Origin of the sequence: Mucilaginibacter sp. UR6-1, from assembly GCF_020880975.1 — a bacterium.
Taxonomy (GTDB): Bacteria; Bacteroidota; Bacteroidia; order Sphingobacteriales; family Sphingobacteriaceae; genus Mucilaginibacter.
The window spans coordinates 21,346-47,867 of record NZ_JAJIWP010000008.1 but is presented as its reverse complement, the minus strand read 5'-3'; the positions used below and the strand labels follow the sequence as shown (position 1 = coordinate 47,867).

Annotated in this window: 24 protein-coding genes and 2 tRNA genes; 16 read left to right on the top strand and 10 right to left on the bottom strand. The window is 43.4% G+C overall.

Features of this window, described 5'->3' with window-relative positions:
* Positions 1 to 15 precede the first annotated feature (15 nt).
* Together LJ707_RS19850 and LJ707_RS19845 are read right to left on the bottom strand one after the other, a co-directional pair.
* The gene (locus LJ707_RS19850; protein ID WP_228954429.1) at positions 16 to 1,068 is read right to left on the bottom strand and encodes a TerC/Alx family metal homeostasis membrane protein; all 1,053 of its coding nucleotides are present in this window, start codon (positions 1,066 to 1,068) and stop codon (positions 16 to 18) included.
* Positions 1,068 to 2,039 (bottom strand): polyprenyl synthetase family protein, encoded by a 972-nt coding sequence (locus LJ707_RS19845; protein WP_228954427.1) that lies wholly within the window; start codon positions 2,037 to 2,039, stop codon positions 1,068 to 1,070. Before LJ707_RS19845 ends, LJ707_RS19850 begins: the two co-directional genes overlap by 1 nt.
* Before the next feature lie 285 nt (positions 2,040 to 2,324).
* On the opposite strand from LJ707_RS19845, the gene LJ707_RS19840 reads away from it, so the two are divergent.
* From LJ707_RS19840 to LJ707_RS19825, 4 genes are all read left to right on the top strand, one after another.
* Positions 2,325 to 2,412: transfer RNA gene (locus LJ707_RS19840), tRNA-Ser, on the top strand.
* Positions 2,413 to 2,994: 582 nt separating this feature from the next.
* Positions 2,995 to 3,546 (top strand): nuclear transport factor 2 family protein, encoded by a 552-nt coding sequence (locus LJ707_RS19835; protein ID WP_228954425.1) that lies wholly within the window; start codon positions 2,995 to 2,997, stop codon positions 3,544 to 3,546.
* A gap of 174 nt (positions 3,547 to 3,720) precedes the next feature.
* Positions 3,721 to 4,488 (top strand): SDR family oxidoreductase, encoded by a 768-nt coding sequence (locus LJ707_RS19830; RefSeq protein ID WP_228954422.1) that lies wholly within the window; start codon positions 3,721 to 3,723, stop codon positions 4,486 to 4,488.
* A 322-nt stretch (positions 4,489 to 4,810) separates the two neighbouring features.
* Positions 4,811 to 5,425, top strand: a complete 615-nt coding sequence (locus LJ707_RS19825; protein WP_228954420.1) for a Crp/Fnr family transcriptional regulator — start codon at positions 4,811 to 4,813, stop codon at positions 5,423 to 5,425.
* Between the two features lie 242 nt (positions 5,426 to 5,667).
* On the opposite strand, the gene LJ707_RS19820 is transcribed toward LJ707_RS19825, so the two are convergent.
* The 3 genes from LJ707_RS19820 to LJ707_RS19810 all read right to left on the bottom strand — a co-directional run bounded on the left by LJ707_RS19820 (position 5,668) and on the right by LJ707_RS19810 (position 10,070).
* Positions 5,668 to 8,079, bottom strand: a complete 2,412-nt coding sequence (locus LJ707_RS19820) for a TonB-dependent receptor domain-containing protein (RefSeq protein WP_228954418.1) — start codon at positions 8,077 to 8,079, stop codon at positions 5,668 to 5,670.
* A gap of 72 nt (positions 8,080 to 8,151) precedes the next feature.
* The gene (locus LJ707_RS19815) at positions 8,152 to 9,396 is read right to left on the bottom strand and encodes a HAMP domain-containing sensor histidine kinase (protein WP_228954416.1); all 1,245 of its coding nucleotides are present in this window, start codon (positions 9,394 to 9,396) and stop codon (positions 8,152 to 8,154) included.
* Positions 9,396 to 10,070 (bottom strand): response regulator transcription factor, encoded by a 675-nt coding sequence (locus tag LJ707_RS19810; protein ID WP_228954413.1) that lies wholly within the window; start codon positions 10,068 to 10,070, stop codon positions 9,396 to 9,398. The genes LJ707_RS19815 and LJ707_RS19810 overlap by 1 nt, the downstream gene beginning before the upstream one ends.
* 133 nt (positions 10,071 to 10,203) lie before the next feature.
* Between LJ707_RS19810 and LJ707_RS19805 the strand changes: the two genes are divergently transcribed.
* The 10 genes from LJ707_RS19805 to LJ707_RS19760 all read left to right on the top strand — a co-directional run bounded on the left by LJ707_RS19805 (position 10,204) and on the right by LJ707_RS19760 (position 21,155).
* A complete protein-coding gene (locus LJ707_RS19805) occupies positions 10,204 to 11,283 on the top strand; it encodes a DUF4856 domain-containing protein (protein WP_228954411.1) in 1,080 nt (359 codons plus the stop codon).
* Positions 11,284 to 11,360: 77 nt separating this feature from the next.
* Complete coding sequence (locus LJ707_RS19800; RefSeq protein WP_228954409.1) at positions 11,361 to 12,449, top strand: imelysin family protein; 1,089 nt, start codon at positions 11,361 to 11,363, stop codon at positions 12,447 to 12,449.
* Between the two features lie 12 nt (positions 12,450 to 12,461).
* The gene (locus tag LJ707_RS19795) at positions 12,462 to 13,814 is read left to right on the top strand and encodes an HTTM domain-containing protein (RefSeq protein ID WP_228954407.1); all 1,353 of its coding nucleotides are present in this window, start codon (positions 12,462 to 12,464) and stop codon (positions 13,812 to 13,814) included.
* A complete protein-coding gene (locus LJ707_RS19790) occupies positions 13,811 to 16,234 on the top strand; it encodes a TonB-dependent receptor domain-containing protein (protein WP_228954404.1) in 2,424 nt (807 codons plus the stop codon). The genes LJ707_RS19795 and LJ707_RS19790 overlap by 4 nt, the downstream gene beginning before the upstream one ends.
* A gap of 78 nt (positions 16,235 to 16,312) precedes the next feature.
* Entirely contained in the window at positions 16,313 to 16,990 is a 678-nt protein-coding gene (locus LJ707_RS19785; RefSeq protein ID WP_228954402.1) for a response regulator transcription factor, read from the top strand.
* Between the two features lie 279 nt (positions 16,991 to 17,269).
* Positions 17,270 to 17,644: a hypothetical protein gene (locus LJ707_RS19780; protein ID WP_228954400.1), complete on the top strand. Its 375-nt coding sequence runs from the start codon at positions 17,270 to 17,272 to the stop codon at positions 17,642 to 17,644.
* 179 nt (positions 17,645 to 17,823) lie between these two features.
* Positions 17,824 to 18,654 carry an MbnP family protein gene (locus LJ707_RS19775; protein WP_228954398.1) on the top strand — a complete coding sequence of 277 codons (831 nt, stop codon included), beginning with the start codon at positions 17,824 to 17,826 and terminating at the stop codon, positions 18,652 to 18,654.
* A gap of 8 nt (positions 18,655 to 18,662) precedes the next feature.
* Positions 18,663 to 19,715 carry a cytochrome-c peroxidase gene (locus LJ707_RS19770; RefSeq protein WP_228954395.1) on the top strand — a complete coding sequence of 351 codons (1,053 nt, stop codon included), beginning with the start codon at positions 18,663 to 18,665 and terminating at the stop codon, positions 19,713 to 19,715.
* A 13-nt stretch (positions 19,716 to 19,728) separates the two neighbouring features.
* Positions 19,729 to 20,649: a transporter gene (locus tag LJ707_RS19765; RefSeq protein ID WP_228954394.1), complete on the top strand. Its 921-nt coding sequence runs from the start codon at positions 19,729 to 19,731 to the stop codon at positions 20,647 to 20,649.
* A gap of 17 nt (positions 20,650 to 20,666) precedes the next feature.
* On the top strand, positions 20,667 to 21,155 hold the full coding sequence (locus LJ707_RS19760; protein ID WP_228954393.1) for a hypothetical protein: 489 nt from the start codon (positions 20,667 to 20,669) through the stop codon (positions 21,153 to 21,155).
* 82 nt (positions 21,156 to 21,237) lie between these two features.
* Here LJ707_RS19760 and LJ707_RS19755 read toward each other — a convergent pair whose 3' ends face one another.
* The 5 genes from LJ707_RS19755 to LJ707_RS19735 all read right to left on the bottom strand — a co-directional run bounded on the left by LJ707_RS19755 (position 21,238) and on the right by LJ707_RS19735 (position 24,463).
* A complete protein-coding gene (locus LJ707_RS19755) occupies positions 21,238 to 22,212 on the bottom strand; it encodes a VOC family protein (RefSeq protein ID WP_228954392.1) in 975 nt (324 codons plus the stop codon).
* Positions 22,213 to 22,222: 10 nt separating this feature from the next.
* Positions 22,223 to 22,639 (bottom strand): nuclear transport factor 2 family protein, encoded by a 417-nt coding sequence (locus LJ707_RS19750; protein ID WP_228954386.1) that lies wholly within the window; start codon positions 22,637 to 22,639, stop codon positions 22,223 to 22,225.
* A 58-nt stretch (positions 22,640 to 22,697) separates the two neighbouring features.
* Positions 22,698 to 23,555, bottom strand: a complete 858-nt coding sequence (locus LJ707_RS19745; protein ID WP_228954379.1) for an SDR family oxidoreductase — start codon at positions 23,553 to 23,555, stop codon at positions 22,698 to 22,700.
* A 174-nt stretch (positions 23,556 to 23,729) separates the two neighbouring features.
* Positions 23,730 to 24,308: a Crp/Fnr family transcriptional regulator gene (locus LJ707_RS19740; protein WP_228954378.1), complete on the bottom strand. Its 579-nt coding sequence runs from the start codon at positions 24,306 to 24,308 to the stop codon at positions 23,730 to 23,732.
* A gap of 81 nt (positions 24,309 to 24,389) precedes the next feature.
* Positions 24,390 to 24,463, bottom strand: a tRNA-Met gene (locus LJ707_RS19735).
* A 123-nt stretch (positions 24,464 to 24,586) separates the two neighbouring features.
* Here LJ707_RS19735 and LJ707_RS19730 point away from each other — a divergent pair.
* Together LJ707_RS19730 and LJ707_RS19725 are read left to right on the top strand one after the other, a co-directional pair.
* A complete protein-coding gene (locus tag LJ707_RS19730) occupies positions 24,587 to 24,964 on the top strand; it encodes an START-like domain-containing protein (RefSeq protein ID WP_228954377.1) in 378 nt (125 codons plus the stop codon).
* 101 nt (positions 24,965 to 25,065) lie between these two features.
* Positions 25,066 to 26,490 (top strand): LptF/LptG family permease, encoded by a 1,425-nt coding sequence (locus LJ707_RS19725; RefSeq protein WP_228954376.1) that lies wholly within the window; start codon positions 25,066 to 25,068, stop codon positions 26,488 to 26,490.
* Positions 26,491 to 26,522: the final 32 nt, after the last annotated feature.

Genomic DNA, 26,522 nt, shown 5'->3' with positions numbered 1-26,522 from the left:
ACACGGAGGCATTTTTTATTTATGGCTTACTTGCTTTTTAGGGAACATTAGCGATGCCGCAATACTTAACGCCAGTATACCTACAATTACAAAAAGCGAGTGTATGGTATCAAAACCCCACTCCTCAAAATAATGGCCGGCAAGCATTTTTATACCGATAAATACCAGCAGTGCAGCCAAACCCACCTTGAGATAATGAAACTTTTCGATAATGTTCACCAACAAAAAGAACATGGAGCGCAAGCCTAAAATGGCGAATATATTGGAGAAGAAAACGATGTAAGGATCCTTAGTAACCGAAAATATGGCCGGTATGGAATCCACCGCGAATATCACATCGGTAAATTCAATAATCAGCAATACCAAAAACAGTGGTGTAAGCAGGCGTTTACCATCGCGTTTCACAAAAAACCGCCCTCCCTCAAAATGCGGGTGTATGCCAAAATAGCGCGAAGCGAATTTTACTACCTTATGGTTCTGCGGGTCTATCTTTTCATCCTGGTTACGGTTTATAAACATGGTAATACCTGTATAGATCAGGAATACACCGAAGATGTACAGTATCCAATGGAAATTTTCAATAAGCGCCGCACCTAAAAATATAAACACAAAGCGCATTACAATAGCGCCCAGTATACCCCAAACCAGTACTTTATGGTAGTATTTCTCCTCAACGCCAAAGGCCGAGAATATAAGCACCATCACAAAAATATTATCAACCGAGAGGGCATACTCCACCACATAACCGGTTATAAATTCAAGCCCGAGGTTTTTGCGGTACAGTGCAAGGCTGGCATCAAAATCTGCCGGGTTAAGCTTGAGCTTGTGCGCGTTATCAAGGTTCTTTTTTTGTAACTCGGCAAAATTGTCAATACCATGCAACAGGTGCCCGTATTGGGTAATAAGCCAGTAAAAACCCAGCGCCAGTATCACCCACACACCACTCATAATAGCAGCCTGGCGTGCGCTTACAGGCTTGTTCCTTTTGGCGAACATGCCCAGGTCAATAGCGAGCATCAACCCTATAAAAACTATAAAGCCAATAATAAAAACAAGCTCATTTGTCATTATTTGTTCCTTTCGGTAGTGTAGCGTACTAATTGTTCGAGCCCGGTACGCGCCTCACCCTCCGGAAAAGTGCGGAGGATATCAAACGCCCGTTCCTGATATTTTTTCATCTGCGTTTCGGCATATTCAAGTCCGCCGGCCTGTTTAACAAAAGCAATGATCTGCATGATTTTTTCAGGCTCGTCGTTATGATTTTTAACGAGGCTCATCATACGCTTTTTCTGTGCCGGGTCGGTATTTTTTAAGGCGTAGATCAATGGCAGGGTAACCTTTTTTTCTTTAATATCAATGCCAAGAGGTTTGCCTACATCATCGGTACCAAAATCAAACATGTCATCCTTTATCTGGAAAGCGATGCCGATGTTCTCGCCAAAGTCGTGCATTTTTTTAACCACCTCGTCACTCGCCCCGGCAGATGCCGCGCCGCAGGCACAGCAGGCCGCAATAAGCGATGCCGTTTTTTGGCGGATCACCTCGTAATAAACAGGCTCGTCCACATCCATACGGCGCACCTTTTCAACCTGCAGCAACTCGCCCTCGCTCATTTGCTTAACCGCTTCGGATACAATTTTGAGCAGTGTAAAATCGCCGTTATCAATAGAAAGCAACAGGCCTTTTGAGAGCAGGTAATCGCCCACCAAAACGGCTATCTTATTTTTCCATAAGGCGTTGATGGAGAAAAAGCCCCGGCGCTGGTAAGAGTTATCAACCACATCATCATGCACCAGCGTGGCGGTATGCAGCAGTTCAACCAATGCCGCGCCCCGGTGGGTGCTCTCATTTATACCCCCGCAAATACTGGCCGAAAAAAAAACGAACATGGGCCGTATCTGCTTGCCTTTGCGCTTAACTATATAATGCGTTATACGGTCAAGCAATGGCACCGAGCTTTGCATTGATGCTTTAAACTTGGCCTCGAACGCGTCAACATCGGCAGCAATGGGCTTTTTAATTTCGTTAATGCCGGGCATTTAAACTTGGTACAGATTGATTATTACTGACAGCAACAGGCTATCATCAGGCAAACATAAGCTAAAAATAAGCGATATGCACAAGGCTGTAAAAAAATTTAGATTGTGATTAAACTTTTGCACCTGCCCAGCATCTAACAACCAGAACGTAGATATAGTGGGTTTAGATTAGTTTTACTTTTATGTTTATTAGAGCGTAGCGAGATCGGTGTAATGGCCCGGTTTCGCTTTTTTGTTTAAAGATGCCTATAATGTATTACCTTTGCTGCCCCACAAGCATAAAAAGGAGAGGTGTCTGAGTGGTCGAAAGAGCACGCCTGGAAAGTGTGTATACGTCAAAAGCGTATCGAGGGTTCAAATCCCTCCCTCTCCGCTGATTTACATACCAAAATTCACTAAAAACCTGCAAATCAAAAATTTGCAGGTTTTCGTATTTTACTAAATTGATTCTTTTTTACGCTTTTTCGTGTAAAATGGTAATTAATTCATTAAAATACTGATCATCAAATAGTTAAAAAAATCAATATCTTGTCAGATGATGGCCGAAAGCTAATTTTGTTTAATCATTTAGTGAGTTACTATAAAGACAATTTGAATTGTTCTTTTCTACTTAAAAAGTCTAAGAAACTATTTATCCGTCCCTAAGCAACCGGCCGTTTAATTGTCCTTGCTCTCTATCTGTCGCCCGACAGAGGGGGCTCGAACCAAAACCTACCCGGACCAGATCGACCCGTGATAGTTAGTTTAACTGTAAAACGCGCCCACGCCTGAATTTTCAGTGTCTTTTAAAAAGCTAAACCACTATTTTTTAGATAGTTGTTTTCGTTAAAATTTTGATTGTTTAATGCACGTGTCAAAGATTTATTGACTTTAATCACATCGCTTTATTAACAAATATCAATCTCCCGCTCAGGCATCGAAGCTAATTTTGTCTTAAGTATAAAATTTAAAGAAAATGAAAAAAACAATGTTCATATCTGGTGTAGCTGTCCTATTGATAGCCGCCAGCAATCTAAATGTAAAGGGTGCTATTGTTGCCAATGTTAATCGCAACAGTTCACATATCAATTGCAGCATAAGTACCGCTGCACAGGCAGGCGTTCAGGATTCTGCAGCAATTAAAGCGGTAAACCACTTCTTTGACAGATTCAAATCCGGCGCCACACCTGAAGAATTAGCGGGCCTTTTTGCCGAAAATGGCGAACTGTCTATTCCAGGCGATACAAAGACTGTTCCCTGGATCGGTAAAAGGACAGGAAGAAAAGGGATCGCAGATAGCTTTAGGCTTCTTAAGGCAAATATTAAGCCTGTAAAATTAAATTTCACCGATATGTTAAGCAAAGGCGACAGGGTTGTAATTCTTGGCAATCTGGAATCCAAGATGATCAAAAACGGCAAAGTGATGAAATCGGATTTCTGTATTGATATTGTTGTGAAGGACGGACTCCTGACTTACTACCACATATTAGAGGATTCTTTCGAGGTATCTAATAAAGCTAAATTGTAAATACCTGCGTTCGGAAGTGGAGTTACACTCCCTTCTTGTTATACCAATACTGATATAACTGATTTCGGTTTTATCAGTATTAATTGACATTTATCACGCTGTATTTTTAACAAATCTCCTTTATCCCGGAGCGTGGAATGTCTCACTTTTGGTACGAAATAAATAATCAGGAAAATGAAATTAAAGAACAAAGTAGCCATTGTTACCGGTGGTAACAGCGGCATAGGATTTGGCATTGCAGAAGCCTTGATGAACGAAGGCGCAGTAGGCGCTATTACTGGAAGAAACCAGGCAACGTTAGACAGCTCGGGTAAAGAGCTTGGATCAGGATTCATCAGTATTAAGGCTGACGTAACCAACCTTGAGGAACTGGAAAATATATTCAGTAAGACCGCTGATAAATTCGGCAAGATCGACATCCTGGTCGTAAATGCGGGCGGAATAGTCGACGGTGTACCTATGCCAGGTATAGACGAAGTGACCGAAGAAAGCTATGACCGATACATGAATCTCAATTTGAAAAGCGCTTACTTTACGGTAAAAAAAGCGCTTCCGCATTTAAACGACGGAGCTTCGATCATACTGATCGGTTCAAGCGCCGCACATCGCGCAGCACCTGGTATGACCATCTATGCCGCTGCAAAAGCCGCTGTTATCTCTTTGGCAAAGGGATTGTCTCTCGACCTTTTGTCGAGAAAAATCAGGGTAAATGCACTTTCACCCGGCTCTATCGATACGCCTGTTTTTGGCAAAATTGTTCCTGAAGACAAGGTCGATTTTGTTAAACATCTATGGATAGACATCACACCAGTTGGCAGGCAGGGAACACCTTCAGATATCGGGAAAGCTGCTGTATTCCTGGCCTCGGATGATTCAGCCTTTATCGTCGGCACGGAAATTCTTTCTGATGGCGGATTGACCAACATCAGCTTGATGAAGTAGTAATAAAAGCGGGAGGAAGGAAACTACTTCCCGCTGCCTTTTATACGATGGAAAATAATAAGGCAACCATATCGGTCTTTTTGAAAAATGAAAAGCTGTATTTGACATTTTGTTGGCTGACAGGTTCGGCCCAGAATTCAATTAATTGTCCGGGTACTTTGTTGCGCGCATTGCATCATTGTTAATCGTGATAGCATTCAGGCAGATCAGTACTCATAGCGATGTCAAAGGATAGCTGCTGCCAGTCATTTTTAGAACATTTTCGTCCCAGCTCATCACAAAACCGGAGGCTTTTGAATAGCTTTGTTAAAAGCTATTTTAGATGTTCGACATTTTCATAAAATATCTTCAGGAAAAAGGAGGCTTTAGTCAAACCGAAACAGACACGATTCAAGGCGTTTCGGTAACGAAAAAGGTCCGCAAGGGTCAATATTTATTAGAAGAGGGGCAGGTCAGCAATTTTAGTGCTTTTGTTGTAAAGGGAAGCTTTCGGCTGTTCAGGGTTGGAGATGATGGGCAGGAACATATCATGAAATTTGCCATAGAGAACTGGTGGATCTCCGATTACACCAGTTTCATGAGTGGCCAGCCTTCCAATTGCTATATCGAGGCCCTGGAAAACAGCGAACTGATCATATTCACTAAAGAGAAATGGGAATATCTTATCGGTACAATTCCGGCTTTTAAACAGATGATCGAACATTTAACTGCCAGGAACTTCGAAGCGCATCAGAACCGGATCTACAGCAATATCAGCGAAACAGGGGAATTGAGATATGAAAATTTTGTTGCAGCATATCCAACCCTCTACAATCGTGTACCGTTATACATGATCGCATCGTTTCTTGGTTTAACAAGGGAAACACTTAGTCGTATCAGAAAGCAGTCTGTTAGAAAGCAGCCTCCGGTTACGCAACATCTTACAAAGCAACGATGATTACCAGCCTGAATATTTCCTGAAATTGTATAATCTTCTACTGATCAGTCCTCGTAATAATCTGTAAACACAATCATGCCAAAATTCAGGCTAAGAAAAAACAGTGAGTCTATAGGTAGTCAACTTTTTAAACCCGCCGTAAATTATTATACATCAATGTAATAATTGGATAGGTTTGAATCTATCCATCTCCGCTTACCTCCAAATAAAAAATTTGTCAGCAAATTAAACTGCTATCCCTATTAAAATTTATAACTATACCCCAGCCTGAAAACCTGGGTTTCATAATAATCATTGGTTATTAAACGAAAGCCATTGCCGTTTACTTCACGCTTTATATTTAACGTATTCAGCAGGTCGGTTGCGTTAAGGAATACTTCTCCCCTGCCTTTTTGTATCTGCTTCTTTAAGCCAAAATCAAGCGAAAAGCGTGAACCAATTTTTCCTTGCGGAATAATATCCGGTGCCAGATACATAGCTGTTAACTGTGCTTCAAGTTTTTGGGCAAATTTGAGCATGCCGTTAAATTTTACGTTGCCCGAAGTGAGCCTTTGCAAAGCCGATGTAAAAGTGGTTGGCACAGGGTATTTATTCTCAACCGTAAAGGCGTTAATGGTGTTACGGTAAATATTAACGTTAGTGTTAAAGGTAAACCATGGCGCAAGTTGCTGCTGAAATATCAGTTCGGTACCGGTATTGTAACTTCGTCCGGCGTTTTGAAAAATATTGTAGATGATCAGCTCGCCGGGTACCTGCGTAGCTATGCGGGTAATCGTAGCATCAGCAATGCGGTGATATGCTGCCGAATAAAAATACCCCTTACCCCATTGTGTTTTGTACCCTAACTCAAACGAACTGGTAAATTGCGGACGAAGCGCCGGGTTACCCACTTTTAATACCTCAGGCTCATCATATTTAGGGAAAATGCGGATATCTACCTCATTCGGCCGGTCTACACGGCGATTGTAGAATATGGATAGCTTATTATCACTGTTAAACTTATAGGCCAGCCTAAAACTCGGGAATGGCTGTGTGTATGAATAGCCATCGCTTTTATAAGTGTTATGACCGGGGTTAACCTCATAATCTACCTTTACATATTCCACACGTAAGCCTGCTTCCAGTTCAAGTTTTTCGCTTTCGAACACATAATTGCCGTAAACCGCCGGTATGGTTTCCTTATATTCGGCCCAGCCACCTGCATCAATGTCTATGGGCGAGTTCAGCCCCGGGAAAAACTGCATATTGGCAGGGATATTCCGCTTTCGTAGTTTTATGCCACCCTCTATCCGGCCATATTTTAACGGACGGATATAATCAAGTGTCAAATCAAACACCTGCTCGTCAGACAGTAGCTTGAACGAATCTTCACCTGTATAATCGGGCATAATATTGGTAAAAAAATACTTCTCGTCTTCACGGTGAAAAGTGTAATTGAACCCTGCATTCAGCACATGGCCCGGCTGTGTAAATTTATGTTGATATGATGCCGTTGCCGTAGCGGTATATTTAACCTCATCCTCTAAAAACTGCCACAGGCGGCGGCGTTCAGAAAGATCGGCATTGAAGTATGGTATATCCCCCCTGTCAATTATTTTTTCGCGGTTAAACAATCCTGAAACGGTGAGTGTGTTTTGGTCATTCATATTCCAGTCTACCCCGGTTTTAACGGTAGCATATGATGTATTGCGGTTACGTTTTATTTGCTGGCGAACAATGTCGCCACTGTCATAAATACGTTCGCCAAACTCGTTCCGGTTCAGCGTTTCGGTATACAGCCAGTCGCCCTGGAAAAAAATGTTCACTTTATTTTTACGATAGTTTAGCGATACCGAAGGATTGAATTTGGGCGTACGCTTATATTGCGGACGGATGCCGGGCAGATTTGCCTGCTTTTCCCACAACGCACCTAAGCCGCCGGTAAAACCTACTTTACCATTAAAACCCTGCTGCTTATTTTTTTTGTAGATGATGTTGATGATACCTGCATTGCCGTTCGAATCAAACTTTGCTGATGGGTTGTTAATGATTTCGATACGCTCAACAGCGGATGCAGGGATATTGTCAAGCCCGGTTTGGTTGCCAAAACCGGTAAGCGCGGTTTGCTTACCATCAACCAATACGGCTACCTTGTCGCTGCCTCGAAGTTCAATTTTCCCGTCTTGAGTGGTGGTAACACCCGGCAGATTTTTCATAGCCTGTAGTACCGAGCCACCAATTTGGCTTACATTATCAGCAACCGAATAGGTTTTTTTATCCATTTTGCTGTGCAGTCCCTCGGCCTGCTGTGCAGTGATCTGCACTTCTTTTAGCTGTCGTGTATCAGGCTGAAACGCTATAGCGCCCAAATCTAAAAACGGGCTAAGGTTACCCATCAACACCTGCTTTGTTTTGGTTTGATATCCCATAGATGATATCACGAGGATGTATTTTCCCGGTGTAACATCGGCCATGGTAAACCGCCCCTCATCATTGCTAACGGTGCCTGTTTTAAATGTGCTGTCTTTGTCGGTTTTAAGTACAATGCTAACAAAAGGCACCCCTGTTTTAGTATCGGGTTCAGTAATTTGCCCTGATAGCGTAACTGCTGTGCTTTGCGCCTTTACCATAAATGGCATAATCAGTAGCACTACTACATATCGTATTTGCAGCATAATTTTTATTGTTATGCAGGCAAAGTTGAAATACGATTTAAAAGATTTTCTTAACCGATACTAAAGGAATTCTTAATTATTATTGAACCACACCGTGAAGTTATGCCTGCCCCCGGTGTATTGATAAGTCACCCTCCATTTATGTACAAGACATATCTGGTTAATTATCGAGAGCCCAAGGCCAACACCTGCCGATGGCTGATGATTTTTTTTGAACCTGGCAAACAGCTCCTTTTCGGCGAAGGGTAGCGGTTCGCCTTCATTGGTAAAGTTAAGCTTGTCGCTGTCAAGCACTATAGCTACAAACCCCTCGCGGTTGGCGTGTTTTAGTATGTTTGATAAAAAGTTTGCTATCAGGATATCAAATAAGTGCGGACTTGCCTTAACTGATATTTTTTGAATATCCTGCTGAAGCTTTAACCCCCGGCTTTCAAAAAGTTCTTCAAGCTGAACAATTTGCCCGGTAAGTATGGCCGATACCGGTAATGCCTGCTGATCTGGAAAATTATCGTGCGTAAGCTTGGCAAGCAATAACAGGCCCTTATTTACTTTGCTTAGCCTGTCTAAAGCCTGTTTCGCGTCACTTACGTAGTTTACAGCCTCATTTGTTAAAGGCAGTTGGCTCATACCCTCCAGTCTTGCACGGATAATGCTTATAGGCGTTTGTAATTCGTGCGAAGCGTTTTCGGTAAATTCTTGCAAACCCGTGTATTCTTTCCGGTTGCGGTCGGCATATTCATGCAGTACGGCGTTCAATTGCTCAAACTCATCAATGTCCGATTTTTCCAATGCCAAATCGGTACGGGCTTGCACCGAGTGCTCTTTTAATATGGATAAATTATTAAGGAATGGCCGCCATATATTTTTGCTGATAAAGTAATTAACCACAATACCCGCGGTAACCAACAAAAATGTTAGCCCTAAAAATATTAAACTGATGGTTTTGAGATACTCGTTCCAGCCTATATAGGTGGTCATTACCTTAATGTTGTAAGGCTTATTGTTGATTATCTTAGTTTCGCTCAGATAATAATAACCTTCATGCTCATCCTGCAGATGATCATAAATAAGGGTATCCTTAAAAACTGATGGAGCTATCGTTTTGGCCGATAGTTCTTTTAACTCAACCAGTGGAAAAATAACCTGGTGCCCTTTTTCAACTTCCTGCGAAATCATGTCAACCTGCAGTTCAAGCTGTTCACGTATTTCTGAAGATATATTATCTCTTAAAACCAGGTAAAAGATAGCACCCGTAGCAAGCAGTATAGATAGGCTGAGCCACAGGTAATGCAAACTGGTTTTAACAATAAGTTTCATTAACAGCTAAATTTATAACCCATGCCGTAAACGGTTTTAATATAATCGTGCTGGGCGGCCTGGTTAAGTTTTTTACGTAGATTGGTAAGGTGTACATATACCGCGTCAAAGTTATCTGCCTGGTCAAAATTATCGCCCCAAATATGCTCCGCAATTGCCGACTTGCTCACCACCCGGTTTTTGTTCACTACAAAGTACATCAATAACTGGTATTCTTTTTTTGTAAGCTGTATCTCTTCATCTTTATAATACAACTCTTTCAACTGCGGGTCTATCATAAAGTCGGCAAACTTTAAATTTTCCGAGGTTTTCAGGGTTTTACGGCGATAAATGGCGTTTACCCTCGCGCTTAGTTCCTCTACGTAAAAAGGCTTGGTGAGGTAATCATCAGCGCCTGAGTTAAGCCCCTCAAGTTTATCATTAAGCGAATTATTTGCGGTAAGTATAATAATACCTGTTTCCGGCGATTTATTTAGTATCAACGGTATAAGGTCAAGGCCCGAGCCGTCGGGTAACTTAACATCAAGTACTGCTATATCATAAGCATATGTTTCAACCTTACCCAATGACTGAAAAAATGTTGTGGCCTGTTCACACACATATCCCTGTGATGAAAAATAGACTGTCATTTCTTCCATCAGCACGGGTTCGTCTTCAACAAATAATATTTTCATATAAGGGCTGCATTTAAAAAAAGTGAAATAAAACATCATTTCTTAAGAATTTCTTTAGAAAGTGATTTCATATTTGCCACCAGTTAGCACTATTTAGACTTATTAAAAATAACAACTGAACACCGCAAAGATCATGAAAAATTATTTACACTACCCATTGGCTATATTAGCTGTTGCAATACTGGCAACAGCTTGTTCAAAAGATGAAAGTGAGGATACTATACCGCAATACGATGTACCTGCTACTTACAACTTTGAGGGCGCCAACTACCTTACATCTACCCAAAGGGTTAAAATGGCTTTAGAGTTGAACGCATATTTAGGTTCAGCCAATACAACTGACATTACTGCTGCAAAAGCAAACGACTATTTTAACAATACCAACGCGCCGTTTGCTGACGCTACTTTAAATACATCGGGCATTAACCTGGCTGCAAAAACCGCTAATGGCGATACCTTTAAAGGCTATTTTACACAACGTGCTGCAAACAGTCTTGTAAGAGCAACCCCTGCGGCCCCCGGTGTAGCCGGTTTTTACGGCAACAGGCTGGTAGATGGTAAGGGAATTGAATTTAATCAGGCCGTGGCAAAAGGTATGATGGGTGCGCTTTTCTTTAAAGAAGCGGTTAACATCCTGAACAACGTTGCCAATGCCGATAACAACACCGTTACTAATGGTACTACTGCAATGCAGCGCCAATGGGACGAAGCATTCGGTTACCTGAGCGTGCCAAACGATTATGATACTGCAAAGGTTTATGCCAATACTGATCCTATCCGCCCGCTTTTATGGGGTGGTTACCTTGCCGAACGCGGTAAAGGTATACAAGCAGGCGGCGTTATTTTTAATGCATTTTTAAAAGGCCGTGCAGCAATTGGCGCTAAAGATTATGTAGTAGTTAAAGAGCAGGCTGCAATTATCCAGGATAAATGGGAACAGCTTATTGCTGCCGCGGCTTTGGCTTACACCACTATTCCTACACAATCAGTAAACGTTGGCAACCTGGCTACCCAGTTCCATGCTTTGTCTGAAGGTTTTGGTTTTATCTCTTGCTTTGAATACCGTTCGGCACGTACTAAACTGTCAAATGCCGACTTCCAAACGCTTAAAACCATTATTGGTACTGACTTTTATATACTGATAAATGAGCCGGGCTTTGCCAAACTTGTTCAGGCTCAAAATATTCTGAAAGCCACTTACGGCTTACAATAACAATTTTTTTGTATAAAAAGCTCCTGGTAGTACGCCAGGAGCTTTCATTGTTTAATATACCTTTTAATAATTTCATCATGAAAACAGATCGTATCAAGGCTGGCCTTTTAATAACAGTTTTGGCAGCTACCTTTTTCATTATTGCCTGCTCAAAAAAATCAGGAACAGATAACGGCCCGGTTGCTACAAATTTTGATAAGGGCGCAATGCTCACCAATTACGCCGATAACCTTATTATACCGGCTTATACCGATCTGCAAACACAAATAGCCGCACTTGAAACCGCTGCCAATACTTTTTTGGCTACACCGAATGCGGACAACCAACTGACATTAAAAGTTGCTTTTAGAAGTGCTTACCTACAATACCAACATGTATCGGTAAACCAATTTGGCCCGGCAGAGAGTGTTTTGCTGAATAATTTTTTAAACACCTTCCCTACTGATAATGCTGTAATTGACGGCAACATAACCAAGGGTACCTATAATCTTGCACAAAACTCGTCTATAGACCAGCAGGGTTTCCCGGCACTTGATTATGTTTTGTTTTCGCCGGGCGCGGTAGCTAAATTTAATGGCACCGAGGCTGCAAAGCGTAAAAAATATACCGAAGACCTGCTTGCCCGCATGAAAACACTGACAAAAACTGTGCTTGACAACTGGAACAACACCTATCGTGCGCAGTTTACAGGCAATACCCGTTCAGATGCTGGTAGTCCGATAGCCTTCCTTATTAACCAGTTTGCTTTTGAAATGGACCAGATGAAAGGCCCGCGTATAGGCTGGCCATTTGGCAAACAATCAGGCGGTACACAGTTTCCTGAAAATACCGAAGGGTACAATGCGGGCATATCTGTGGCGCTGGCGGTTGAAAACCTTACCAACTTAAAACGCATGTTTACCGGCAACAACAGCGGTAAAGGCACGTCTGACTATCTGGTTGCTCTAAATCAAAAGCCGCTTAATGATGATGTGTTAAGCCAGTTTGATAAAGCCATCAATAGCTTAAAAGCCATTCCCGACCCGCTATCGACCGCGCTTACCAATAACAAAACAGAAATTGAAGCGGCATACCGCGAGGTGCAGTTATTGCTTACATTGATAAAAACTGATGTGGCATCAGCAACAGGTGTGCGCATTACTTACCAGGATACCGACGGTGATTAAACATTAAACATAATGCCGCTTATCAGTTTTTTCACCCGTTTTCAACGCCCTGTATCCATTGCACCACTGGTAATATTCAGGGTGCTTTTTGGCTTGATGATGCTGGCCGGGACATTACGTTTCTGGCTTAACGGCTGGATAACCGACCTGTACGTTAAACCAAAGTTTTACTTTACCTACTGGGGTTTTGAATGGGTACGCCCGCTTGGCGATACGGGTATGCACCTGCTGTTCTTATGCGTAGGCGTATCAGCATTACTTATTGCCACCGGACTGTTTTATCGTATTGCGGCCGTACTGTTCTTTTTATCATTTACTTACATCGAGCTTATTGATGTTACCAACTATCTTAACCATTATTACTTCATCAGCCTTACGGCTTTGCTGATGATTTTTCTGCCCGCCAACAGGTATTTTTCGGTTGATGTAAAACTGTGGCCAAGTATTAAAAAAGCTTATGTACCCTTGTGGGCGATAGGCGCTATAAGGCTGCAAATAGGTATCATCTACTTTTTTGCCGGATTGGCAAAACTTAATGCCGACTGGCTGCTGAACGCCATGCCCATGAAACTGTGGCTGCCTGCCAAAAGCCACCTGCCTGTTATAGGCAACCTGATGTATCAAAGCTGGGTGGCCTACTTTTTTAGCTGGTTTGGCGCGGTGTATGATCTCCTGATAGCTTTTTTCTTAACAAACTATCGTACCCGACCTGTAGCTTATGTATTTGTTTTAGGATTTCACCTGGCAACCGCCTTGTTTTTCCCGGGTATAGGCATGTTTCCTTATGTGATGATAATTTGCAGCTTTGCCTTCTTTAGTTCGGCTTTGCAGCAAAGGCTGCTTAACCGCATTGGCAATACAAGCTTTTTACCAGCCAGCACCTTTAATAGCTACCATGTTCCGGTCCGTTTAAAAAGTGTTTTAACCGGTGCTGCCATAGTATATTTTACATTGCAGGTTGTTGTTCCCCTGCGGTTTTTGCTTTACCCGGGCAATTTATTTTGGTATGAAGAAGGATACCGCTTTTCGTGGCGGGTTATGCTGATGGAAAAATCAGGCAATACCTTTTTTTATGTAAAGGAACCATCTACAAAAAAAGCCTATGAGGTAAATAATGCCGAATTTTTAACACCCCTGCAAGAAAAAATGATGAGCACACAGCCCGATATGATGCTGCGTTATGCCCATTACCTTGCCGGAGTTTACGCGCAACGCGGCATAAAAAAACCGGCAGTTTATGCTGAATGTTATGTAGCCCTTAACGGCCGCCGCTCAACCCTTTTTACCGATACTACTATTGATTTATCCAGGCAGCCGCTAAGCTGGCAGCACTACAACTGGATATTACCCTATGTTAAAAAATGAAAAATAAGCTTTTGTCAAAAACACTTCTTTTTATACTACTGAACGTTAATTGCTATTACGCATTTGCACAAGATTTTACGATTAACGGCATCGTAAAACAAAACGGTGAAGTTGCGGCGAGTGCTGCCATTACATTAAACCCTGCCAACCGCACTACTTCAGTAAATGAGCGTGGCTACTTTGAATTTAAAGGTGTAGCTGCCGGCAGTTATGAGCTTGTTATTAAATACATTGGCGCAAAAGAATATCATGAAAACATCAAGGTATATAAAGATATCACCTTAAACATCAGCCTGTCAAACGCTGATAGTAAATTGCTGAACGAGGTAAGCGTTAACGACAGCAGCCAGCGTATGGCATCGGGCAATTTACGGCAGGTTGAAGGAACAGCCATTTATGCCGGTAAAAAAACAGAGGTAATAAATGTGGGCAATCTTAATGTCAACCTGGCAACAAATAATACCCGCCAAATATACAGCCGGGTAGCAGGTATAAACATTATTGAATATGATGGCGGAGGCCTGCAATTAGGCATTGGCGGGCGTGGCTTAAACCCAAGCCGTGTATCAAACTTCAATACCCGGCAAAATGGTTACGATATAAGCGCCGACGCGCTGGGCTATCCCGAAAGTTATTACACGCCGCCTGCCGAAGCGCTGGAGCGTATCGAGATCATCCGTGGAGCGGCAAGCCTGCAGTACGGCACACAATTTGGCGGCCTCATTAATTTCCAACTAAAAAAAGGCCCGGCAAACAAGGCATTTGAATTTACCAGCAGACAAACGGCAGGTTCGTTCGGCTTCTTTAACACGTTTAACAGCGTAGGCGGAACGGTTAAAAAACTAAATTACTATGCCTACTATCAATACAAACGCGGCGACGGCTGGCGGCCAAACAGTCATTTCGACCAGCACGGCGCATATATACATCTCGATTACCAGCTAACACCCAAACTAAAAGTAACCGGCGAATATACCTTTATGAATTACCTGGCCCAACTGGCCGGCGGTTTAACCGATGCTGATTTTGCAGTTGATCCATCACAGTCAGTCCGTTCACGCAACTGGTTTAAAGTGAATTGGAACCTTGCTAATATCACCTTTGACTATCAGCTTAACCAAAGCACAAAAATTAACTGGCGTACCTATAATTTACGGGGCGGCAGAGAGGCGCTGGGTATATTAAATTATATAGACAGGCCCGATCCGGGCGGCCCGCGCGATCTGCTTGACGATACTTTTAAAAATTATGGCTCAGAGTTACGCTTACTGCACCAGTACAAACTGGCCGGCAAACAGGTAAGCACTTTTTTGCTTGGTGCGCGGGTGTATAAAGGTTTAACGCTGCGTAACCAGGGCAATGCCGATGACGGCAGCGGCCCAACGTTTAATTATACAGGCGATTTTCCCAGCGGTTCGGGTTATCGTTTCCCGGGTACCAACGTGGCGTTGTTTACCGAGAATATTTTTCAACTCACAGAAAAATGGAGTGTAACACCGGGTGCCCGTTTCGAATATATTTCAACCAAAGCCGATGGTTATTATACCGTACGCTCAAGCCCTTATGATGATTTTTACTACATACAGCGGCCCGAGCATAAAACCAATAACCGCTCTTTTGTTTTCTTCGGCCTGGGTACATCTTACAAGCCGGTTAACGGTATGGAGGTGTATGCTAACATCTCGCAAAACTACCGCAGTGTAAACTTTAATGATATCAGGGTGATCAACCCGAATGCAAGAGTTGACTCATTACTTACCGACGAAAAAGGCTACACCGCTGACGCGGGCATACGTGGTACAATAGGCGAATGGATGCGGTATGACCTTAGCGTATTCTACCTTAAATATAATCGGCGCATTGGCTCAGTTAATACCAAAAGCCCGGATGGGCTTGAAACCTATCGCCTGCGTAAAAACATCGGCGACAGCAGGAACATCGGTTTTGAAAGTTTAATTGAGGCGGATATTTTAAAAGCTGTTACCCAGGGCGCAAGCAAGTACAGACTATCCATATACACCAATTTTGCCCTGATAGATGCCCGCTACATAAACAGCCTGGATGCTTCTGTACATAAAGATAATTTAGTGGAATTTGTGCCGCCGGTACTTTTTCGCACCGGATTGTCATTTGGTAACGAGAGGTTTGATATTACTTACCAATTTTCGCATGTCGGCAAGCAATATTCCGACGCGACAAATGCCGAGTTTTCACCGCGCGCTATTGATGGCATTGTACCCGCCTACCAGGTAATGGACCTCAGCGCGAGTTATACCTGGAGATGGTTCAAGCTTTCGGGAAGCGTAAATAACCTTGCCAATAAAAAGTATTTTACACGCCGTGCCGATGGTTACCCCGGCCCGGGCATTTTACCGTCTGACCCAAGAGGATATTACCTGACCCTGCAATTCAAATATTAACAAAAATAATGTAGCAAGGCAACCATGTATAAAAATCTGTCGTACGGTTTATAGGAGGCATGCTTCCTGTTAGCCTATATGAAGATACTTATTGTTGATAGTGAGTTACTACCGGCCAGAAGGATGGCCGGTTTTTTTGTGAACAAAGGCTTTATTTGTGAGCATGCTACCGATTACAACGCCGCTTCGAGAAAAATTGATGCCTACCTGTATGACATTGTTATTTTAGACACTGATATAAACAACGGCCGGGGAATACAACTCATAACTCAAATTACTAATAAAGATGCAGGAACAGGTATCATCGTTTCAACAATGCGCCAATCATTACCGGAAAAGCTGGAGTGTTTTGAGCTTGGTGCCGACGACTACCTGGTAAAACCGCCTGTTATTGAAGAACTTTACGCACGTGTAAAAGCACTTTACAGGCGCCGGGTTTTTAGAGGAGCCAAACATATCCGGTTTGATGATTTTGCCATTGATACCCAGCAAAAAAAGCTCACGTACCACAATCGCGAAATTGAGCTTACGCCTAAAGAGTATCAGCTACTGGCATACTTTGTGGCTAACCGTAACAAAGTGCTTAACAAGTTGGCCATTGCCGAATATATATGGGGAGACCATGCCGATCAAATTGATTCATTTGATGCCGTGTATGTGCACTTAACTAATCTCCGTAAAAAACTAAACCGTGGTAAAGGCCATGACTATATCAAGACTATTTATGGCACCGGCTATAAATTTGTTGTAAATTGATATAGGTAATATTGAATATAAACTATAATAAGCACTAAGTGCTGCAAACAGTGCAGATAGATAGTCCGCCTTATTTAATTAGTTATAACGGCCAATATATAGCTCTAATCTAAGTCAATGCTGCAGGCCTCTACGTTGGCTAATAAGCAACCAAAATGCAGCAAAAAATACGCCGGTAGTTTTTAATAAGCTTTTTAGCTTTCTCGCCATAAACAATATACTCAGCAATTTGCATATTCAACTTGTTTTCATAAATGCTTTATACCTACCTTTGCGGCAATGTTAAACCGGTGTTTGGCCATAATGCTGCTCATTGCCTTGGTAAGTTCCAACTTCTCCAGGTTTTTTGTGTATGCCGGTTTTCAGGTAAATCAAAATTACATAGCATCCACCCTGTGCGAGAACAAAGCACGCCCCTGGATGAACTGTAACGGCCGCTGTTACCTCATGAAAAAGCTGAAACAGGCCGAGGAAAAAGAAAAAAAACAGGAACGCGAAGACAAGCGTAACCAATACCAGGAAGCGCTGCCTGCATCACCTGCTTTGTTCTCACTGCTAAAAAAACCTGTTCAACGCAAAGCATTTCCACACCTGCCGCCCCCCGGTACGGTTGACAGGCCGTTATCTATTTTCCAGCCCCCTAAAATAGCCTGATCTGTTTTAAGCCATTGAATTCCTGTGTAAAGGATTTACAAGGCAAGCTACATGCCGGAGGTGCTAACCTACGTTTGCCCAGCCGTGTACATAGCGCATTATTTCGTGCATTAAACAATCAACATTTTTAATTGAATGGCGGGGCTTATATGCCTGCGCCAGGGCTATTTATATATTCCATGAAAAAAATTTTATTCGCAGTGGCCGCAATGGCCATATTTGCCTCTTGCAGCAAAAACAATGATAACATTGAACCTGACTATAACGAAAACAACCTTGCCACACTTTCGGTAGAGTTTGATAACATAGTAGGTGAGCGTACACTGGTGCTCAACAATACAGCAAGCCCTTACACCAACGCCGCGGGCGAAAAGTTTACCATCTCTAAAGTGCAATACTTTATCAGCAACATTAAGGTGAGTAAGGCCGATGGTACTACCTATACCGTAAACCAGGACAGCAGCTATTTTTTAATTAACGGTGCCGACAAAGCCACCCGTTTTGCCACAGTAAAAGTGCCCGAGGGAGATTATACCAAACTTACCTTTACCGTAGGTGTTGACAGTTTGCGCAGCACCATGGATATCAGTAAACGCACCGGCGTGCTCGATCCATCAGGCAGCATGGAGGATGGCATGTACTGGGGCTGGAACTCCGGCTACATCTTTTTTAAGATGGAGGGCAACTCGGATGTTATCTCAAACGATACTAATGGCGACCCAACCGGCAAAAAGCAGTTCAAATATCACATTGGTGGTTTTGGCGGTTACTCGGCACCAACCATCAACAATATTAAAACCGTTACGGTTGACCTGACTACCGGAGGTATAGCCCGCGTACGTAAAGATCGCGAGAGCAATATACATATGCTGGTTGACCTGGTTAAGGTATTTAACGGCACCAACAGCTTTAGTATAGCGGCGCACCCAAGCGTAATGTTTGGCGATTTCAGCACCAGCATTGCCGGTAATTTTGCCGGTATGTTTAAGCATGACCATACCGAAAACTAAGCATCGCCATGAAAAAAAGAGCATTATGGATAGTGCTGCTGTGTTTCGGGGTGATGCTTTATGCCTGTAAAAAAGAAGACGCGATAAAAGATACCGTTAATGAATTCCTGGGCTTTAAAAAGCCCGGGAATTTTCCGGAACCTGAGTACAAGCTGGCCAATAACCCGGTTACCGAAGCCGGATTTATATTAGGCCGCACCCTGTTTTATGAGCCCCGGCTATCGCGCAACAATACCATTTCATGCGGATCATGCCACATACAATCATCGGCATTTACACAGCATGGGCACGATGTAAGCCATGGTATTGATGACAGGCTGGGTACACGTAACTCGCCACCCATCATGAACCTGGCCTGGAACAAGGCCTTTATGTGGGGCGGCGGTATCTTCGATCTCGACCTGCAACCCATAGCACCCATTACCACGCATGAGGAGATGGACGAGAGCGTGGAAAATGTAATGGCGAAACTACGCCTGGTAAATAAATATCCTGCCTTGTTCAAGGCAGCTTTCGGTACGGAGGAGATTACTACCGCACGGTTTATGAAGGCATTGTCGCAATTTATGGTGATGTGCATCAGCGCTAACTCAAAGTATGATAAGGTGATGCGCAAGGAGGACGGTATGAGTTTTACTGCCGATGAACAGGCTGGCTACGAACTTTTTAAAGCCAAATGCGCAAGTTGCCACAGCGAACCCCTGTTTACCGATGGCTCATTTCGCAATAACGGCCTCGCGCCAAGTCCGGTTAATGACCAGGGTTTATATAACGCCACGTTACAGGCAACGGACCGTTATAAGTTTAAGGTGCCGAGTTTACGCAACCTTACCTATACCGCCCCCTACATGCACGATGGCCGTTTTCTGACCTTGAACGGCGTGTTTGACCATTATACCGGCGAGGTGCAGGCAACGCCAAATCTCGACCCCCTGTTGCAGCAGGCTGACGGCAACCGTGGCATCGCCCTTTCAACAGACGAGCGCGGCAAACTAACGGCATTCCTGAAAACGCTGGACGATGTGGATTTTATAAACCGCAAGGACCTGTCAGAACAATAAAAGAAAGATTTATATGAAAAAATATATCATCATTATACTGTTAAGCGCGCTTAGTTTCCCGGCGCTGCCCTGCGATATATGCGGCTGCGGCGTGGGCAGTTATTACTTAGGCATACTGCCCGAGTATAACAAGCGCTTTATAGGCCTGCGCTATCAGCATAAAACGCTGGTTACGCACCTCGGCCCTTTTGGCGAACGCTCTCCCCTTACATCCGACGAAACTTACCAAACCATGGAGGTTTGGGGCGGCTGGAACATCGGTAAAAAATTCCGTGTACTGGCCTTTGTACCCTACAATTTTAACGAGCGTACGGCACAAACCGGCGATGGTTATAAGGATGGCCTGGGCGATGTTGCCGTAATGGGCTATTACAACCTGCTGAGCAAGCGCGGTATGGTTGGTGAACAACTCATTGTACACTCGTTATGGGTGGGTGCCGGCATAAAAGCGCCTACCGGTAAGTATGAGCCTACCGAGCGTACCCCGGGCAGCGAATCGCCCAACAACTTTCAGTTGGGTACCGCCAGTACCGATTTTACACTCAATGCAGCCTATGATGTGCGGCTGATGGATCTGGGCTTAAATGTTAACGCCAATTACAAGATCAACACAGCCAATAAGTACGATTACCGTTACGGCAATAAATTCACGGCCAATGCACTGCTATACTATAAGTTTCGCTTTTTTAAAAAGCTAACCGTTGCCCCCAACGCGGGTGTACTTTATGAAACATCGCAGCAGGATGTGGAAGATAAAAAATATACGGTTGATGTTTCGGGCGGGCATGTGCTTTCGGTAGTTGGCGGCCTGGAAGCTAACTATGGCCGCTACTCCGCAGGGGCCAACTACCAGGATGTAGCCACACAGCAATTAGCCAATAACCGTGTAAACGCGGGCAACAGGTTAATGGTACATTTATCTGTCGCATTTTGATCAATTAAATAGAACGCATGAAAAATTTAAAAATAATAATACCGGTACTCAGCACATTGCTGATGCAGGCGTGCCAGCAAGAGGTAAGCTATAAACAAGTGCGCGACGAAGTAATTACCGTGCACGATAAACTGATGGCCGATGATGAAAAACTAATGAGTAACAAAATGAAGCTGGATACCCTTGCAACGCCGGCTTACCTGCTTACCGTTAAAACCGAAAAGCCCGAAACGGATACAGCCGCGCTGCACCATGAGGTTGATAAACTCAGGACTGAATTAACCCTGGCGGGAAACCGAATGAGCGAATGGATGCAAAAATTTGAACCCGAGCAGGATGGCAGATCAAATGCCGAAGCGGTGGCTTATTTTGAAGGCGAGAAGCAAAAAGTAATTAAGCTGGATAGTTTATACCGCTCGCTGTTACAACAATCAGGCACTTATCTTAAAACGTTCAACCTAAAAGCCGATACGGCGATGAAAGGGCATCACCACATGAAGATGTAACAAGCTTCAGCTATATAAAACAATGGACGATCTGATTTGAAGGTCGTCCATTGTTATTTTAAGAAGTTTATTAAGGCTATTTTTATTTACCATCAACAAACACGTATAGCTTTTTAATTTTGCCGTGCTGTATAACAAACATATCCATACCCGTTACAACGTTTGGTTTAGATGCCGAACCGAATTGCCAGTAAAGGCGTGCAATATTATGATGAATGTCAACAGGTTTTCGTAGCTTGAATTGATACGTGGGGTCTTTTTGTTGCAAGCCTTTTACAAAGCGCTCAACATCCGCGTAACCATTGGCAACAAAGTGGCGGTCAATCATTTCAATATCAGCCGCGTAAGCGGTGGTTAGCAATACTTTACGCTTGCTATCACTTTTTTCGTTCCAGATTAATAAGTGCTTTTGAACTAAAGTTTTAACACCGTCTGCCGAAGTTGTATCGGCACTTGCTGTAAAATTTTTAGGTGACCATAATAAAGTACCGGGATTTGTTTTTTCATAACCTTTTCCTTCCGGATAAGAAACCAATTCCATTTTTGAGCCCCAGGGTGTTTCAAAATATACCCATGTTTCGCCTGCAGTATCTCCGGATGGCATTGTAAAGGGATCGCCAAGCACTTTTATGCCTTTAGCTTTCAGGTAAGCTACCGCTGTTTTTATATCGGGCGTGTAAAAGGCTATATGTGTTGCCCCGGCATCATCGCCGCCCGGCTGCTGGCTGCTGCCCTTGTTGGCATCGAACCAAAAAAGTTCAATATTAGCGCCAGTACCCGCGCGCACCATTTTTATGGTTACAGGCCCGGTACCAGCCTGCATATGGTTTGTATTTTTCCAGGCACTATCTAACGGCACCGGGCCTATTTGTGTAACCGGCTTAAAGCCCATAACATCAGTAAAAAACTGTATGGCCTGCTTTAAGTCGGGCACGTTAATGCCTATATGGTCAACACCAGCTACCTGCAGTGATTGCGCTATTGTGGTTTGCATTGAAGTGAAAATAGCCAGAGCTGTTATTACCGCCCTTAAACCGGCTTTTATATAAGATTTCATTTTTTAATAATTATTTAGTGTTAAGATCCTGAATACCGTTGGGGTATAAACTTTTGGCAACGGCTGCCATGTTCATGGCTTCGCGAATAAGTTTTATCTTCCCGTTTTCGGCAACCAGCTTGCCCATGTAGTTTTGATGATAAGGGCGGCCTGTTTTGGCAGCTATAACATCTACCTCGTACTCGGCAAAAACCTGGCTTGGCGTATCAATATGTATTTTGATGTTTTTGAAGCTAAACCCCGGGAATGATTGCGGCAGGTTTTTAAAAAAGCCATGCAATACTTGTTTGCCTTCCCAGCGCCATGGCATATTAACGCTTTCCAGATAAGGTAATTCAATAGCCCCATCTTCGGCAAACAGATCAATAAGCTTGTCGGCATTGCCAATATTTTCAAGATAAGTCAGTAACAGTTCTTTAGCAGTCATGATATTGTGTTATTAATTGCTGTGAATAAGCACCCGTTTGCACGGGTGCCTGAAAAAATTAATTGCTGTAAGCAGCCAGCCATTTTGCCTTAATATCGGCACGGGCCTGTATAAACTCTTTGTCCGTTCCCTGGGCAATGGCATCCAGCGGAAAGCGCAGCGGGCGGGTTGATTTTTTCATGTTAACCAGTTCAAGTATGCCATCGGCAATAGTTTGCGGATCCATGTTGAACTGCTCCATTTTACCGAACAGCGCGCTGCCCAAGGCATTGAATCTATCGGTCGCGGCATCGCCATAAGCGGCAATTATATCGGCCTTATCAGCATTTATACCGGTTTTAACGCCTGTATTCATCTCTGTTGGGTACACCCCGGGCTGAATGCTTACATTTTCGATACCGAATTCGGCAAGTTCATCCTGGGCACCTTCGGTTATGCTTTCAACTACAAACTTTGATGCCAGGTAAGGTACCATGAACGGAAGCGTGTGGCCGCTTGCGCCCGAGGTAAGGTTGATGATAAGGCCATTCCTTTCTTTACGCATGGCGGGCAATACAGCCTGGTAGGTACGCAATACTCCGTAAACGTTTACCTCGAACATCCGGCGTACCTGATCAAGCGAGTAAGCCTCAAGTAAACCAAAGCCGCTAACAGCCGCGTTGTTAATAAGTACATCAATTTTGCCGTATTTGGTTAATACGCTTTCAAAAGCCTGTTTTACCGAATCGTCACTGGTAATATCTATTTCAACTACCTCTATATTGGCTATTGCAGCCAGCTCCTGCGCGGCGACGGCATTTTTGCCGTTAACGTTGCGCATACCCGCTATAACTGAATGGCCTGCATTTGCTAAAGTGATGGCGGTAAGTTTGCCAAATCCTGTACTTGTACCAGTGATGAAAATGTTTTTTGACATGATTTCTATTTTTTAAGTTTTGTAATGTTTTGTTTGAACATTACAAAGGTGCAGCACTGGCCAAACCTGCACATTGATATGGAATAAGAAAGGAATTGATATAGATCAAGTAAATTACCCTGCGGTATGCATCACAAAAAAAGGAGCCCTTGTGAGCTCCTTTAATGTAATTTATTATTTACGTGCCGTTTGTGTACGTATGCGGCTTAGGGTTTCGGGTGTCATGCCGAGGTATGAGGCAATCATGCTTTGGGGAATGCGCATGGCAAAGCCCGGGTATTTTTTAACAAAGTTGATATACTTTTCTTCGGCGGTGTAGCTTAAAGCGGCTTGTATGCGGTTTTGCGCGGTAACAAAACTCTTTTGCAAAATGGCATTCACCATATTGTTAAACGCCGGTATCTGCCGGCAAATCAGCTCAAAATTAGGATGGGTGAACAGCACCAGCTCCGTATCTTCAATAGCATCAATATTAAAACGTGAGGGCTCGCCGGATAGCAGGCTTTCACGGTCGCCCGTCCACCAGTTCTCAATACTGAAACTGATAACATGCTCGTTGCCTTTTTCATCAACAGAGTAAGTGCGCACACAGCCCCGGGTTATAAAAGCATCATATTTCCAAACATCACCATCCTGTAACAAATATTGTTTTTTGCGGAGTTTTTTAATAACAGCTAATGACCGGATATAATGTGCCTCATCAGGCGTGAGCATTATTTTGCTATCAATATATTGCTGGAAAACTTCATACATATATGGCTTAAAGTTAGCAAACTGATATAAAAGCCCACAAAAAAAGCCTCAAATCTTTCGAGTTGAGGCTTTTAACTTATGTAGCGGGGAGCAGGATCGAACTGCCGACCTTAGGGTTATGAATCCTACGCTCTAACCATCTGAGCTACCCCGCCATAATTATTTAATTGTGCGCCTTTGTAAAAAGGTTTGCAAATATAGTAGAAAATAGTTTTCTTTAGAAAAATTGTTCAACTTTTACAGCCGGCACCTTATCCAGCTGTGCTACAACCCTGATTATGCCCGACAAGAAGAAATTCAACCTGGAATATGAGATCAAATCATCTCCACGAATCTTATACAGTTTTTTAAGCGAACCCAATGGTCTTTCGCAATGGTTTGCTGACGATGTTAACGTGCGCGATCAGATATACACCTTTACCTGGGACGACGAGCAGCACCGTGCAAAACTGGTTAATGCCAAAGAGAATAAACTGGTACGCTTTAAGTGGCTTGATGATGAGCCTTACTATTTTGAGCTTGAAGTAGTGCAGGATGAACTGACCAACGATGTTGCCCTGGCCATTACTGATTTTGCTGCCGAGGATGCTATTGCCGAGCGAAGGCTGATATGGGATAATCAGATAGATTACCTCATTAGCGTACTTGGGGCTTAACATACCGCATAGCTATACTACTAAGCATTTTATAACGTTTACTTTGCACAACAGGCACAGGTACGCCCGCCTGCGGAATTTTATTTCCTTATTTTTGCAGTGTGAAAAAGATCCACCTACTATTACTTAAATCGTTCATCAGGCCGTTCGTGGTTACATTTTTTATTGTAATGTTCGTGCTGCTGATGCTTTTTTTGTTTAAGTATATTGATGACCTGGTAGGCAAAGGCTTTGAGTGGTATATTATTGCCGAGTTAATGATGTATGCCTCGGCTACCAACGTGGCCATGGCCTTGCCGCTATCGGTACTGCTCTCCTCCATCATGACGTATGGCGCCCTGGGCGAAAACTATGAGCTGGTAGCCATTAAATCGGCAGGCATATCCTTACGCCGGGCCATGTACCCCATGTTCATCGTGGTGGCCATACTGGCTATAAGCGCTTTTATATTTTCAGATTATATGCTGCCGGTGGCCAACCTTAAATACTACTCGCTGTTGTATGACGTTCGCCAGCAAAAATCAGCCAAGTTACTGCCCGAAGGCGTTTTTACCAATAACTTTCCGGGTGCTGCCATACGCGTAATGCGTAAGGGCAAGGACGGGCAAACGCTGCATGATATCATCATCTATAAAAAAGATGATCAAACCAATAACATAAGCGTTATGCTGGCAAAAGAAGGCAGCATGTACCGCACCCCCGGCGATAAATTTTTAGTGCTGAAATTAAAAGACGGCATCAGCTATGCTGAAAAACGCAGCGACAATGGTTTTGACCCCAGGCAGGTACTGGTAAGGCAACGGTTTAAGGAAACTGAGATCAAGCTTGATATGTCGAGCTTCGCTATAAAACGCACCAACCAGGATGAGTTCCGCTCAGCTTTTGTGATGATGAACCTCAAACAGTTGCGCCACTATCGCGATTCTACAGAAAAACAGATGGATAGCACGGTTACCCAAACCTATCAAATGATATCGCCATATGTAAAGTATTTTACGCTGCCTAAAAAGTCCGCCTCGGTTAAGCATTATGTTACGCCAAAAAACAATGATGTGATGGACGGGCTTGATATTAACGAGCGCATCAGCACCGTATCAGCCGCCATGAGCGAGGTACGCTCTATACAGGATATGATAAAGCAGCGCGAAACCAATTCCAAGGAAACCCTGAAAAGCATCCGCCGTTCCGTTGTTGAGTATCAAAAAAAGTTCACGCTATCCGTTGCCTGTTTGGTTCTGTTCCTTATCGGCGCGCCGCTGGGGGCCATCATCCGCAAGGGTGGCCTGGGCATGCCGGTGGTTATTTCGGTAGTGTTCTTTTTGTTGTACCACATTATATCAACCATTGGCGAAAAAGGCGTTAAGGATGGTGCCATCCCTCCTTTTATCGGTATGTGGATAGCCATCTTCGTACTCTCGCCGGTAGGTATGTTCTTGTCATACAAAGCCGCTACCGATTCGGCGTTATTTGATATGGAGGCTTATAAACGCTTTTTCAATCGTATATTTAAACGAAAGGCAGCCTAAGCTACGCAGCCACGGTATATTTTACACAATGC